At 50.2% G+C, this 13,325-nt stretch carries 11 protein-coding genes; 4 read left to right on the forward strand and 7 right to left on the reverse strand.

Annotated features, from left to right (window positions below):
- Nucleotides 1–16: 16 nt before the first annotated feature.
- On the reverse strand, nt 17–313 hold the full coding sequence (locus Q4E93_RS25095) for a hypothetical protein (protein WP_303590034.1): 297 nt from the start codon (nt 311–313) through the stop codon (nt 17–19).
- A gap of 164 nt (nt 314–477) precedes the next feature.
- On the opposite strand from Q4E93_RS25095, the gene Q4E93_RS25100 reads away from it, so the two are divergent.
- A complete protein-coding gene (locus tag Q4E93_RS25100) occupies nt 478–2,871 on the forward strand; it encodes an ABC transporter permease (RefSeq protein WP_303590036.1) in 2,394 nt (797 codons plus the stop codon).
- Here the strand turns inward: Q4E93_RS25100 and Q4E93_RS25105 are convergent, their stop codons facing one another.
- On the reverse strand, nt 2,872–6,444 hold the full coding sequence (locus tag Q4E93_RS25105; RefSeq protein WP_303590038.1) for a hypothetical protein: 3,573 nt from the start codon (nt 6,442–6,444) through the stop codon (nt 2,872–2,874). It abuts the gene before it with no gap.
- A gap of 100 nt (nt 6,445–6,544) precedes the next feature.
- Between Q4E93_RS25105 and Q4E93_RS25110 the strand changes: the two genes are divergently transcribed.
- The gene (locus Q4E93_RS25110; RefSeq protein ID WP_303590040.1) at nt 6,545–7,183 is read left to right on the forward strand and encodes an MBL fold metallo-hydrolase; all 639 of its coding nucleotides are present in this window, start codon (nt 6,545–6,547) and stop codon (nt 7,181–7,183) included.
- Between the two features lie 82 nt (nt 7,184–7,265).
- Here Q4E93_RS25110 and Q4E93_RS25115 read toward each other — a convergent pair whose 3' ends face one another.
- Nucleotides 7,266–8,726, reverse strand: coding sequence for an oligosaccharide flippase family protein (locus tag Q4E93_RS25115; protein ID WP_303590042.1), 1,461 nt, complete (start codon nt 8,724–8,726; stop codon nt 7,266–7,268).
- Nucleotides 8,727–8,860: 134 nt separating this feature from the next.
- Between Q4E93_RS25115 and Q4E93_RS25120 the strand changes: the two genes are divergently transcribed.
- Both Q4E93_RS25120 and Q4E93_RS25125 read left to right on the forward strand, forming a co-directional pair.
- Nucleotides 8,861–9,433: a hypothetical protein gene (locus Q4E93_RS25120; protein WP_303590044.1), complete on the forward strand. Its 573-nt coding sequence runs from the start codon at nt 8,861–8,863 to the stop codon at nt 9,431–9,433.
- Between the two features lie 37 nt (nt 9,434–9,470).
- Nucleotides 9,471–10,310, forward strand: a complete 840-nt coding sequence (locus Q4E93_RS25125; protein WP_303590046.1) for a coiled-coil domain-containing protein — start codon at nt 9,471–9,473, stop codon at nt 10,308–10,310.
- On the opposite strand, the gene Q4E93_RS25130 is transcribed toward Q4E93_RS25125, so the two are convergent.
- The 4 genes from Q4E93_RS25130 to Q4E93_RS25145 are packed head-to-tail and all read right to left on the reverse strand — an operon-like array spanning nt 10,307 to nt 13,027.
- Nucleotides 10,307–10,975, reverse strand: coding sequence for a response regulator transcription factor (locus Q4E93_RS25130; protein WP_303590047.1), 669 nt, complete (start codon nt 10,973–10,975; stop codon nt 10,307–10,309). The two genes, Q4E93_RS25125 and Q4E93_RS25130, sit on opposite strands and share 4 nt — an antisense overlap.
- Before the next feature lie 58 nt (nt 10,976–11,033).
- Complete coding sequence (locus tag Q4E93_RS25135) at nt 11,034–11,774, reverse strand: sensor histidine kinase (protein WP_303590049.1); 741 nt, start codon at nt 11,772–11,774, stop codon at nt 11,034–11,036.
- Nucleotides 11,775–11,813: 39 nt separating this feature from the next.
- Nucleotides 11,814–12,461 (reverse strand): hypothetical protein, encoded by a 648-nt coding sequence (locus Q4E93_RS25140; protein ID WP_303590051.1) that lies wholly within the window; start codon nt 12,459–12,461, stop codon nt 11,814–11,816.
- Between the two features lie 2 nt (nt 12,462–12,463).
- Nucleotides 12,464–13,027, reverse strand: a complete 564-nt coding sequence (locus Q4E93_RS25145; protein WP_303590053.1) for a hypothetical protein — start codon at nt 13,025–13,027, stop codon at nt 12,464–12,466.
- Between the last annotated feature and the right edge of the window lie 298 nt (nt 13,028–13,325).

Below are 13,325 nucleotides of genomic sequence, written 5' to 3' on the forward strand. Positions count from 1 at the left end.
AATACGATTTGCCCGATTATTTCCCCGGTTGCAGGGTTTCCGGGTTATACCACCATTCGCCTGCCAGCAGGTCGTCCCGGGAATAGGACCGCTTTCTTTCTTTTTCATCGAAAGCCCTCGTCAGCACAATGTCGTTCTCCGTGGGCACGTCAATGACGGAATACATGGTATATTCCGCGGAAGGACTCTTCCGGAAAGATGCCTCCGCATCGCCAACGCGGGGATAATGGAAAAGATGCGAGCCCGGCATCAACCTTTGCAGGAAATGCTCATCGACGGGCAGGAGCGCATCAGTATTTGTATGGGTTGCCATATTTTTTTGTATGAAGGGCACTAAAATCTTGTGCCAGCACGAGACATCCTGACGACCCGGACAGCGTCTGTTGCAAAAACGAACATCCAAAAACTCAAGTCTGCAACCAAATTGTTGTAAATCAGGAATATATAAATTAGGTATGTTTTTGGCAGCGACAATACATGCTTAAGAATATCCTCAGGACTGCCTGGCGCAACCTCTTTAAGACCAGGATCCACTCTTTCATCAATATTACGGGACTATCCATAGGAATGGCGGTAGCGCTGCTCACTGCACTGTGGATAATGGATGAGGCGTCCTACGACAAGTCCAACGAACATTATTCCCAGGTGGCCCGGGTGATGCAGACTACTACCCTCAACGGGCAGGTTTCCACATCTTACAGCGTGCCGCTACCCATCGCGGCCGAACTGCGCAATAACTATAAAGATGCCTTCCGCCGTGTTGCCCTTTCTCAATGGACCCGCGATCACATCCTTTCTTCCGGTGACAGAAAATTCACGGAGAAAGGAAAATTCATGGAGCCGGAAGGCCCCGAGATCCTTTCGCTGAAAATGCGCGAAGGTACAAGAGCAGGACTCAACGACCCTGCTTCCATACTGATCTCCGCCTCGACGGCAAGAGCACTATTTGGCAATGAGGAGGCCTTGAACAGGACCGTCCGGATCGATAACAAGGCAAACGCAAAAGTGACGGGCGTTTATGAGGACCTGCCTTCCAACAGCCAGTTCTTTCATCTGCAGTTCATATCTTCCTGGCAATTGTTCCGGTCGATGGATCCCGAAGTGGCAATGGTTGAGACGAGTTGGGGGTGGGATGCCATCGAGATCTTCGTCCAGTTGGCGGACAACATAAACATCGACCAGGTGTCTGCCCGGATCAGGAATGTCAAATTAGATAAGGTCAAAAACGCCAAAGACCTGGCAGTCTATAAACCAGTATTGTTCCTTCATCCGATGGCCCGGTGGCACTTGTACTCCGAATTCAGCAACGGAGTAAACACCGGCGGACGCATCCAATTGGTTTGGCTATTCGGGGTCATCGGATGTTTCGTACTGCTGCTGGCCTGCGTGAATTTTATGAACCTGAGCACCGCCCGGTCGGAACGCAGGGCCAAAGAAGTAGGCATCCGGAAAGCAATAGGCTCTTCCAGGGCCCAGCTCGTTGCCCAGTTCTTTGGTGAGTCCTTGCTGGCTGCGTTTTTTGCTTTTGTGCTGGCATTGGTCCTGACAGATGTTATCCTGCCTTTTTTCAACGATCTCACGCATAAGGAGATTTTCCTGCCATGGCGCAATGCCTGGTTCTGGACTTATGGCCTTGTATGCACGACACTTACGGGCATCGTGGCCGGACTTTATCCGGCCCTCTACCTGTCCTCTTTCAGGCCGGTGAAAGTGCTGAAAGGCTTATTCAGGTCCGGCCCCTGGGCGGCCTTGCCCCGCAAGGCATTGGTAGTGCTGCAATTCACTGTTTCTGTTGCTTTGATCATCGGTACTGTTATCGTTTACCGTCAGGTGCAATTTGTGAAAGATCGTCCGGTGGGGTATAATAAAGATGGATTGATCTCGCTACAAATGAATACGGCAGACTTTTTTGGCAAGCAGGAGATGCTTCGCAAGGCGTTGCTGCAAACAGACGCCGTAGTGGAAATGGCCGAATCATCCAGTCCCGCGACCTGGGTATGGAGAAGCAATGGAGGATTTGAATGGCGGGGAAAAGATCCTGCGACCCAGGCTGAGTTCGGGACCATTGCAGTAACGCATGGCTACGGCAAAACCCTGGGGTGGCAATTCACCGAAGGACGTGACTTTTCAAGAGGCTTGCCTACGGATTCTTCCGGGCTGATACTAAACCAGGCCGCCGTCAAATTTATGGGCCTGCAACACCCGGTAGGAGAGTCCATCACTTGGGACCACCATATCTACCGTGTCATCGGTGTGATCAATAATATGCTGATGGAATCACCTTATGAACAGGTGAAGCCTGCCATATACTACCTGGGTGCAGAGGCAGAGGCAAATTTCATCCTGATCAGGATGAAGCCCGGATCGCAGATGAAAGCATCGCTCGGTAAGATCCAGGCTATCTTACAGCAGTACGTACCTTCAGCGCCTTTCGATTACAAATTTGTAGATGAAGAATATGCGAATAAGTTCGGGGAGGAGGAACAGACAGGCCGACTCTCGCTCGTGTTCACTTCCCTGGCCATCTTCATCAGCTGCATGGGGTTGTTTGGCATGGCCTCCTTTATGGCAGAACAACGTATAAAGGAAATAGGCATACGAAAGATCCTGGGAGCATCTGTATATAGTGTGTGGTACTTGCTGTCGAAAGAATTCATCCTACTCGTGATCATCTCCCTCTTCATTGCCGGACCGGTCGCTTACTATTGCATGCATGGCTGGCTGCAGCATTACACCTACCACACGGAATTTGCCTGGTGGATCTTTGCGACGGCAGGACTGGTCGCCACCTTCATCACCCTGGTGACAGTGAGCTATCAGGCATTGACAGCCGCCCTGTCAAATCCGGCGGAAAGCCTGCGGAGCGAGTGATCAGAAGTCTACGCCCATCGATACGTTCATCACTGGCTTGCCGCCAAAAAAGGTGTTCATCTGCCACCCGGCGTCAAATCGGAGGAAATATCCCAGTAAGGTGCTGCGTGCCCCAAAGCCATATCCTCCAGCAAAGGGCCCGATACCGCCTGCTTTCAGCCTCACATTCAGGGCTGCCGGCGGCACCGGATCACCGCTGGGTATTTCGAGGGTAGGGCGGGAGAGCCCTCCATAAGCCCCATTCCAGGCCGAACCCAGGTCGAAGAACTGTACGAGCTGAAAATTACGTAAGAAAGCGTTATTGATAGGCTTGTTGAAGAGCGTTGCGAACACAGGCAGCCGCAGCTCACTGTTCAGGACCAGGGCATTATTGCCGTTGGCGACATTCTGTTTGAAACCCCGCAGGTTCACCGCCAACGACTGGAATGCATAAGTGGCGTCAGGTGCTGGCTGCGGCTGATTGTTTGCTTTTGGGAACAGCCAGCCATCGGTGCCGCCCAGGTAGTACACCACTTTCCGGTTGCCCCAGGAGAAGTCGCCCGCGAACCGCACCGCCCAGATAAAGTTGCGATAAATAGGTAGGTAATGCCTTGCGTCGAACCCAAAGTTATACATGTACTTGCCTTCTCCCGCCCCGGGTGTGGTGTTCAGTTGCATGTTCCAGTCCATATATGCCTTGGCTCGTATGCCATTGTAGATATTCGTAGCCTTCATCAGGGCATTGTCATATACATATTCCAAACGCAGCAGGCCATAGGTCTGTTTGTTTTGTGCCGGCAGCTCCAATATTGCGGAGTCAATGGAGTAAGGCGCTATTGCGGGGCCATAAGGGCGAAGCTGGACTTTATCCGTACGCAGTCCCACGGAAAGACGCAGGCTTTTTACTTTATCAAACGGGTACTTGATAATAGCTTGCCAGAGATTGGTATAGGACTTGGCATCGTATCCTCCATCTGCCATGCCCCCTATTCTTATGGCCAGGGGGGTATCGACATATGCGCCTACCTGCGTCTCCCGGTAATACAACAGGGAGAAATCGAATAGCTTTTTCAGGTAGTCCACCCGGGCAAACCACTCCCCGCTGCCGTCAAAGAAAGAAGAGCTGGTAGGTACGAAACTACGTCCCCCCTGCCCGGCGAAGGCACCCGCCCCGGAACCGCTGCCGAAGAAAGGCAGGCGCATGGCCCCGGTGAACCGGATGTCCTCGAAAAGATCGAATATAGAGGCTTTCAACATACCGTTGAACTGGTCGGTACCGCTGAGATTGATAGGCAGACTGCCGGTGAATGGCTGATAACGCGTAATGAGGACGTCGTTATTAAATCCGGCAGAGAAATTGTCAACCGAGAACTTCAGCTTATAATCGAATAGCTTCGCTTTCTTTAAAAGAGGCTCTTCCCTGGGCTCCGGGCGGGTGGAAAAAGGGTTGGCGTCATTGCTGACGGCAGTGGGACGGCGGTTGTTGGCGCTGGTGTCCCGTTTGTCCTTGTCGAACTCGCTTTCAAAAAAGTCATTCGCACGCCGGGACGTGTCCGGACGGGCAGTTCGGGCCCTGGGTGCGAGTATGTTCGCCCCCTGTACCTGGGCTTCCGTGACCGTCCTTTTCCGGTAGTCCGTCATCCGCGCTATCACGTTGCGCTTTTTCAAGGCAGCCTCATCCACCTTCAGTTTATACAGGTATTTTTGGTCGCCTTCCTGCCTTACCTCGGTCACCTGTCCGACATCGCCCGCGATCTTGGTCTCTGAAAGACCGCTCTGGTAATTGGTGATGGGGAAAATATAAGAGGAATCGCTGGTAATGGCAAATGAATACACGGTATCGGGCTGTTCCTTGTTCTGGGACTTCAGCACAGAATCCACATCTTTAGGATCGGGATTGTGCAGCAGCTCGTCTCCGATCTTATAGACCGTATCAATGCCGGCCCTTTTGGTCGTAAAAAAGCCCGCATAACGATTGTTGATCCCGTTCTCATCGCTGATAAAGGTGAAGTGGTTGACATTGTACTGCGTCGGGTAGCGGGCATTGCCATATTTCAGGTACGTCAGCTGGGAGATCTGCTTGCCCTCCATATCATTCCAGTTATCCACCAAAAACACATTGTAATGATAGTTGGAAGGCAGGACCGTATCCGCGCTCCTGGCCATTCCGGAGGGCCGGTTGGAAGAATAGATGATGCCCGTCTTATTAGGAAAGGTCACAAAAGTGGCATCCAGGTCGTCATACACATCATTGGTGATCTGCCTGTACTCATCCTTATCTATCTTATAGACAAAGATATCCGACTGGCCATTACGGCTGGCGCTCATCAGCAATGTATTGTTGTCGAGCATATATTTCATGTCCTGCACCTGCTGGAAGTCCGACAGGTCCTGCACGACACGCTTGTATTTGGACACGACGTCATAGACGAAAAGTTTCACCTTCCCCCTGTCCCAATAGACACAGGCCAGCCGGGTGCCCTTATTGTCCCAGGCGATCAGGGGATAGTGCGGATCCAGCTGCTCGGCATCGGAACGGACCCCGTTCCTAAGCAATATCTTCTTATTGATGAAATTCTCATGCAGCACAACCGAATATCTGCCATGTTTGAACTCTACCACGGCATACGTCTGGCTGCGGGGAGCAGGGTTGGGGGAGAAGTGGAAAAAATCCTTATGATCGTTGACGTCCTCTACCACCGCAACAGTGCCCTTGGGGAAATTGCGGCGCCCCCGGATATCCTTGTCGAATACATCCTCTTGTTCCGCCATAAAGTCTTTCAGCACTTCCTTGAACTTCTTTTTACAGATGCGCTGGGAGGCATTGTTGAGATTGCGGTACACCCGTGCCAGATATAGGAAATAGGTGACGTTCTCCTTCTTGTACTTGGTGGCCATATAATACCAGAAAGCATGCCCCGCCAGCAACGGCTTTTCAAATGCAAACTGATAAAAGTTCTTATATCTCCCGGAAAGAATGGCCGATTTCAGCTGGTCATCCAACGTGGTGCTCCAGGTCTCCCCCGCATAGTCAATGTAGCCGTCCGTTAGCCACTGGGGAAGGTCCAGCAAAGCCTGGTTCGTGGCAAACTCCCCCAGGTCGTCCCCAAAAAGGATGTTCTCCAGCAGGATACGGGCAATGCCTTGCCGGATCTGAACACGGAGATGGTTGTGATCGCCGTCGTAATAGATCACCATCTTATTGTTCACCAGCTTGGTGATGCCCCCCGTGGTCTGCCAGTCCATGCTCAGCCCGATATTGGACTGCTGCATGTCATTATAGGTGTTGTAAATGACGATATTGGCCCGGCGCTGGAGTCCGTATTCTACGAATTGCTCAAGACCGGGAAGCTCTTTTTCGGCCAGCTGGCAGACAAATTTGCCCAGATCCTGCCCACCCTCGCTGAAATAAGTATTAAAATTTTGGGTTTGGTAATATTTCCATTTGAACTTTTTGAATTGTAGCCTGTTCTTACCAAACTCTACAGTATTGACCTGGGCAGAAGCACCCCCGGCAAAGAAGAAAATCCCCAGTAAAACGAAAAAAAAATAGTGCGACTTCAACGTAATCTGAGGATCTTTAGGATCTTTCATACCCATTCTTTAGAGTTTTAAAGTTATAACAATCCCTATTACCGGTGAAATTGATTTTGCCGGTTTTATATGGGACGGAGCGCAACTAAAAAAGGAACGTATGCTGACAGTAAAAACCTTTGTTTTCAACCCTCTGCAAGAAAACACATACGTGCTATTGGACCAAAAGGATGCCTGCTGCATCATCGATCCTGGCTGTTATTTCGGTAACGAACGGGTGAACTTACAGGAATATATTGAACAGCAGGGCCTAACACCCAAAATTTTATTAAATACGCATTGTCACCTGGATCACGTCTTTGGTAACAAGTTCGTCTATGACACATGGGACTTGCCCTTACACCTCCACGAAAAGGAAAGACCGGTGTTGGAATATGCTCCGGCTGCAGGACGTATCTGGGACATGCCCTTCGAGAACTACCGCGGACCGCTGGTGCTGCTGAAGCCGGGAGAGAAAGTGAAATGGGGGGACGATGAGCTGGAAATCCTGTTCCTGCCGGGCCATTCGCCGGGTAGCGTGGGCTTCTACTGCGCCGCTCAGGGTTTTCTGATCGCGGGAGACACACTTTTCCGTGGGAGCATCGGCCGGACGGATCTGCCGGGTGGAGACCACGCCACCTTGCTCCGCAGCATAAGAGAGCAGTTATTCTCCTTGCCCGACGACACCATCGTCTACCCGGGGCACGGGGAAGAGACGACCATCGGCTGGGAAAAAGCGTACAACCCATTCCTTAAATAAAGCGACAAGCCTCAAGCTACAAGCTGCAAGCCAGGAACTAATAAGTCTTTCATGCCTGGACAAGCCAACTTGCAGCTTGTAGCTAAAGATATTTCCCCACAACAGGTAGCCTCCGGAACTCCTTCCGCTCCACCCGCAGGATGAAGAAGGCATAACCCCCGGTCAGCAAGGTGGCCAGAATAAGACTGAAGGCCTGGTTGTTCCAGATCCGGGTGATGCCGTAATGAATAAAGAACAGCAGCGCCACAATGACCATATAAGCCACCAGCTTCTTCCAGGCATAAGGTACCCGGTAGGCCTTCTGCCCCCAGTTAAAAGAAATGACCATCATGGAGCCATAGCATAAAAAAGTCGCCCAGGCCGAAGCCCAGTAACTGAACCGGGGAATGAAAATGTAGTTTATCACCAGGGTGATAGCCGCTCCGATCAGCGTAATATAAGCCCCCGCCCGGGTATTGCGCGACAGCTTATACCAGATGGAAAGATTGTAATAGATCCCCAGGAACATATTAGCAAAAAGGAGGATGGGTACAACCCCAAGTCCCTTCCACATGGTCTTGTCCCGGATGAACTGTTTCCAGATGTCCAGGTACAGCGCGACCACCAGGAACATCAGGCAAATGGTGATGACGAAGAATTTCATGACCCGGGCATAGGTGCGGGGGGCATCGCCCTCCGTTGCCTGCCGGAAAAAGAAGGGTTCCGCACCCATCCGGAATGCCTGTACGAAGAGGGAGATCAGTAAAGACAGCTTATAGCAGGCTGAATAAATGCCCACATCGAGGTCGGCTCTTGAGATGTCCAGCCGCCGGGCCAGCATGATCCGGTCGAAGGTCTCGTTGATCATTCCTCCGAATCCGGCGATGGTCAGGGGCAACGCATAGATCATGACGTCTATCCATAACTTTTTATCAAACTTCCACCGGAATTGCAGGAATTGACCCGACAACGCCAGGAATTGAAATGCCGAGGAAATGAGATTGGCCAGCAGCACATACCCTACCCCAAAGCCCGGGCTGTAGATGAGCCGCCAGATACCATTGGGATGCGTTTTCGCCAGCTTGGGACACAGAGAAAGAAAGAAAAAGGTAAAAAAGATGTTTAACAGGATGCCGGTCACCCGGATAAAAGCAAATCTCTTGGGCCGTCCTTCGTGACGTAGCTTGGCGAAAGGCAGGGCCGACAGCGCTTCCAGACCGATGATGCAGGCCGTGAAAGTGATATATTCCGGGCGGTTCTCCAGGTGAATGAAGGCGGCAATAGGTTGCCGGAAAAGCAGCAAAATGCCCGTGATCAGCAGGGTATTGAGGAAAAGACTGTACAGCAGCGTATCATACAGGTGGGCTTGCCCTTCCTTTTGCTGTATATATCGGAAATAGGCCGTATCCAGGGCAAACACCACCGCCACATTCAGGAAAGGGATCAGGGAATAGACCAGGCTCATCTTCCCGAAATCAGTGGTCCCCGTGAACATCAACGTAAGGTAAGGGGTCAGCAGATAGTTGAGGAATCTTGCGAAAATGGAGCTTACTCCATACCACATTGTCTGCCCGGCTAATTTTTTTATGCTGCTCAAAAAGGCGGTTGTTTGTTTCTGATGGACAAAAATATCCCGTTACGTGCATATTAACGCTTAATTTTCAAAATACCGTATATTAGACCATAAGGAGAAAAGCCATGGATATCTTCGCGCACATCAAGTCGGTCATCGGCATTATCCTGGGCCTGAGTATTGCCAAGCTGCTGCAGGGAACTGTAAAGCTGATCCAGCACCCGGGAAGGACCAAACCCTACTGGATTCACCTGGCCTGGGCCCTGTATATCTTTCTTTTGCTGATCCATTTCTGGTGGTGGGAATATAGGCTGAAAGATATATCCGGCTGGAGCTTCCAGGTCTATTTTTTTATCATCCTCTTCATCACCATGTACTTCACCCTCTGCGCCCTCCTTTTTCCGGATGACGTAAAGGATTATGACAACCAATGGTCCGAATATTTCTATTCCCGGAAAAAATGGTTCTTTGCAGTGCTGGCCGCCACCTTTTTAGCTGACATCCTGGACACGTGGCTGAAAGGGAAGGACTACTTTCTCCAGGCTACATGGGAATATCCTGTTCGTAATTCCATACACTTTGCCCTCTGCATCGTGGCTATGTTCGTATCTAACAGGAAGTTCCATGCCACCCTCGTCATCCTGTTCATCCTCTACGAACTGTCCTATATCTGGCGCCTTTTTGATTTTCTGTCATAATGGTTTTGATAGTAACTTTGCGCAAAATCAACCCCGTATGAACATGAAGCGCTATCTCTCCCAAAGCATGCTGTTCACCTTGACCATAATAGCTTGTTTCACTGCTACGCTACAAGCGCACGCGCAACAGCCTAAAACCTATGAATCGCAGGTCAGCTACCAGAAAAGCGTACAGCCGGCTATCCAGGTCGACCTGCCCTATCCCTCGGATGTAGTGGAATCTTCCATCAAAGAGTACATGGCCCGCAATGGCTGGAAAGGCGCCAGCAGCCGGGGATATAAAGTATATAGGAACATGAAGCTGGATAATTCCGACACTTCCTTGAGCGATCTGCATATTATGGTCGACCGCAAAAGCAGTCGGGATAAAAGTAATTCCATTGTTACGGTGCTGGCTGCCCGGGCAGGGGAAGACCCCGCCACCCGAACAGGCAAGGACGCTGTCATGATGAACAAAATAGCCGCCTTTATGGAGAAAATGCTGCCCGCCATCGAGGCCGCCGACCTGGAAGACAGGATCAAAACCCAGGAAGGAGATACCAAAAAAGCACAGAATAAACTGGGCAATCTCCACGACGAACAAGGCTCTTTGGAGAAAAAGATCAGGAATACGGAAGATGACCTGAAACAAAATAAGGCAGACCAGATAAAGGAAACACAGGCCATGCAATCCAGCGTAAAGAACGACGACGCCGCCATGAAGAAATCCCACAAAAAACTGGATAAGCTGTTGGATGACCAGACAAGCCTGCAGAAAAAGCTGGCTAAATACCAGGCTGACCTGGAACAAAACAAGAAAAACCAGGAATTCCAGAGGACGGCAGCCGGGCAGCAGCAGCAGACCCTCGATTCATTAAAGACCCTGAGGAAACATTAAAGGATATCTTCTTCCCTGATGAGATTGTGCCGGAGAGCGAAGACCACGACCCCTGCAGTGTTCTTCACCTCCATTTTTTCAAGGATACGGGTGCGATAACCTTCCACTGTGCGCTTGCTGAGGAAGAGCCGGTCGCCGATCTCCTGGGCGGTGTGTTGCAGGCATATGAGTTCGATGATCTGCTTTTCCCTCTCAGTAAAGAGATCGCTTGACTTCTTCTTCTGAGGATCGAATTTGCTCTTGACAATAAGAGAGGCCAGGCGGGCAGAAGTAAGTTTGCAATAAAATATATTGCCTTCATTCACGGTGAGGATGGCTTCCTGTATCTCCTTTTTATCTGCATTCTTTAGTAAATACCCTTTTGCGCCCGCCTCCAGCATTTCCACAATGAGGTCTTCTTCGTCAAACATGGACAGAGCAATGATCTTCAGCAGGGGATCATGTTGCAGCATGAGCCGGGTGGCTGCAATACCGTCCATATAAGGCATCTTGATGTCCGTAATGACAATATCAGGCTGCTTATCGTTTACCAGTTGGATCAGTTCACGACCGTCGCCCGCCTGTCCAACAAGGGATAGATTTTCCTGTTTGTTGATCATCAGCGCAAGACCGTCCCGAAAGATCTCGTGATCGTCTGCAATTACGAGGGAAATTTGCTTTTTCATTCAGTGCAAGAGGTAGGGTCCAAATCTAAGCAAATCTGGCCGTCAGGCCAAACCCCCACTACGCCACCGGTATCTTTATAAAATAATTCGTCCCTGCCCCCGGCTTCGACTCCAGCGAAAGTACCCCGTTCAGTATCTCACAACGACTCTCAAGACTACGAAGGCCCAGGCCGTGGGCGCCCGCCAGCACTTTCTCCTTGTCAAACCCTTTACCGTCATCCTTGGCAAGGAACAGCAGATGCCCCTCCTCTTCGCTGAAGCCTATTTGCAGGTTCCGCGCCTGGGCATGCTTGATTGTATTATGAACGATCTCCTGGATCATCCGGAAGATGTGGATCTCCTTTTCCTTAGGCACCTGGATCTCTTTCACTACGTATAACTGAATATTGAGGGATGCCTTGACATTGATCTGGTTGATGAATTCGCGGATGGCTTCCACCAATCCCTTTCTCTCCAACGTATTGGGCAGAAGATCGTGGGATATCCTGCGCATGCTGCCAATGATCTCATCCAGGTACTTCGCCGTCTTTTCCAGCACCTCCCTGTCAGCCTCCTGCTCCACCTCGACATTGCTGATGTTGAGCTTTACTGCAGCCAGAAGAGGACCCATGCTGTCATGGAGATCGCCTGCAATGCGTTTTCGCTCGTTCTCCCGGATTGTGATCTCCGCAAAGATCTTCTCCCTTTGCAACCGGACAAAACGGCGATGGTGACGAATAATGGAAACAAAGAAATATATGATAATCGCTCCAATGATTATAGAGAAAATAACGGTATTGTAAAGTATCTTATGTTCCATCAGATGCTAAAGTACGTTGTGCAAACCCCAGACCAAAAACTATCTGAGCGTGAATTTCTGCGGCGCAGGGATCATCCAGAGCGCAATGCCGAAGATAATGTTGGTAAGAACATTGACATAGGCCATGAAGCCGATGATATTGCTCGTGATAACCGACCTTTCAAATACACTGGCATAGTATGCCCAGAAATAAACGATCATATACATGAAATAGATAATAAACCCTAGGCAGAGAATGAATTGAGGGTTTCTCAAAAGATTACGGCTTTCATGTGTGATCGTAAAATTGATCTTATTGATGCTAAGCAGGACGATCAGGAGAAAATAGAGGAACCGGAAGTAGGGCTCGATGCGGGTGATATTCCCCAGGACAAGGTCCTCTTCAATCCAGAGCAGGATTGGACCGGTAAGCAAAAGATAATACAGCCACTTTTTTTGACGCAATAGGCCCCAGACATGGAATTGCCAGGCGATGAATATCCATTCCAGCACTACATAGATATTGACGACCACAAGATTGGTGCCATAGCGCTTGATGGTGATATAGCCCGCCGTTTCCGTCAACGTTCCGATGATCAGCAGGATAAAAAAGGGCTGATAGCCTTTGAGGCGACGCAAGCGTATCAGCCCTATGATAATAGGTATTAAAATGGATTGACTCAGTAGGTAAGTGAAGAGAAGCTTCATAATTATTGAGGCGTAAGCGGACCGGTAGGTGAGCAGACCGTCGGACAAAGGTTCCCCTGCTCCATGGCCTGGGCGCCATCTGCGGTAAGGGATTCAGCCTTCCTTTCCTTCGATGAATCGCCAGGTAAAGGCTTGACATCCGTACTGATCAGGTGATGAAGGATATCATTGCCATTCTTGTCATAAGGTACCATCACCAGCTTCATGACCCCTTTTGCATCCAGGCCGTAATAGATGCGGATACCAGCAGCAAGAGCCCCCGTGGAATCCTTTTGCCTGAGCAGGATCCGGTACGTGTCACTGTTGAAGGCCTCTGCATATCCCATATTCAGGGCATCCTTGAACAGCGGGCATTTCGCTTTCAGCGTATCCGTAGTGGTCCTGAACATGGAACAAAGCGCTGTCGCCTCTTTAATGGAAATTGCGTGCGGCCGCACACTGTCTTCGTTAATAGGGGGCTCGGAAGGACCTCCGCCACACCCTGACAAGGCCAGGACAGCGGTGATCATTAAAAGGCCCGCAGCTACCGGGAGCGTCCTGGTAAAGGAAGTTGGGAATTTGTTCATAAGGAAATTTCTGATTTAAAGGGTGATTTATGTAGTGAACGATCAGGCGGCAAAATACTATTAACCGCAAGAAGGTAAGATAAGTATATACACCTAAATATAATAAGTATAACTACGTGCATTTTCCCGTAGGATTGCGCTAGGCATATTGTGTCCGATAATGGAACTTTGGCATCGAATCCCCCGGCGGACCCGGGGTTTTGGAGAGATAATTTGCACAGCCCCTAAACCATCTCCGTAGTGTTCAGATACCATTTACCATTAAACAAAACGGGTCAACCTCCTCCATCCTCACCGG

The sequence above is a fragment of the Flavitalea plasmicola genome (genome assembly GCF_030546645.1).
Classification (GTDB): domain Bacteria; phylum Bacteroidota; class Bacteroidia; order Chitinophagales; family Chitinophagaceae; genus Puia.

What these genes read in the sequence shown, in the direction of transcription:
- Q4E93_RS25130 (WP_303590047.1), bottom strand. Translation starts at nt 10,975, where the DNA reads ATGAAAAAGCAAATTTCCCTCGTAATTGCAGACGATCACGAGATCTTT.
- Q4E93_RS25115 (WP_303590042.1), bottom strand. Translation starts at nt 8,726, where the DNA reads ATGTGGTATGGAGTAAGCTCCATTTTCGCAAGATTCCTCAACTATCTG.
- Q4E93_RS25100 (WP_303590036.1), top strand. Translation starts at nt 478, where the DNA reads ATGCTTAAGAATATCCTCAGGACTGCCTGGCGCAACCTCTTTAAGACC.
- Q4E93_RS25125 (WP_303590046.1), top strand. Translation starts at nt 9,471, where the DNA reads ATGAACATGAAGCGCTATCTCTCCCAAAGCATGCTGTTCACCTTGACC.
- Q4E93_RS25140 (WP_303590051.1), bottom strand. Translation starts at nt 12,461, where the DNA reads ATGAAGCTTCTCTTCACTTACCTACTGAGTCAATCCATTTTAATACCT.
- Q4E93_RS25095 (WP_303590034.1), bottom strand. Translation starts at nt 313, where the DNA reads ATGGCAACCCATACAAATACTGATGCGCTCCTGCCCGTCGATGAGCAT.
- Q4E93_RS25110 (WP_303590040.1), top strand. Translation starts at nt 6,545, where the DNA reads ATGCTGACAGTAAAAACCTTTGTTTTCAACCCTCTGCAAGAAAACACA.
- Q4E93_RS25120 (WP_303590044.1), top strand. Translation starts at nt 8,861, where the DNA reads ATGGATATCTTCGCGCACATCAAGTCGGTCATCGGCATTATCCTGGGC.
- Q4E93_RS25145 (WP_303590053.1), bottom strand. Translation starts at nt 13,027, where the DNA reads ATGAACAAATTCCCAACTTCCTTTACCAGGACGCTCCCGGTAGCTGCG.
- Q4E93_RS25105 (WP_303590038.1), bottom strand. Translation starts at nt 6,444, where the DNA reads ATGAAAGATCCTAAAGATCCTCAGATTACGTTGAAGTCGCACTATTTT.
- Q4E93_RS25135 (WP_303590049.1), bottom strand. Translation starts at nt 11,774, where the DNA reads ATGGAACATAAGATACTTTACAATACCGTTATTTTCTCTATAATCATT.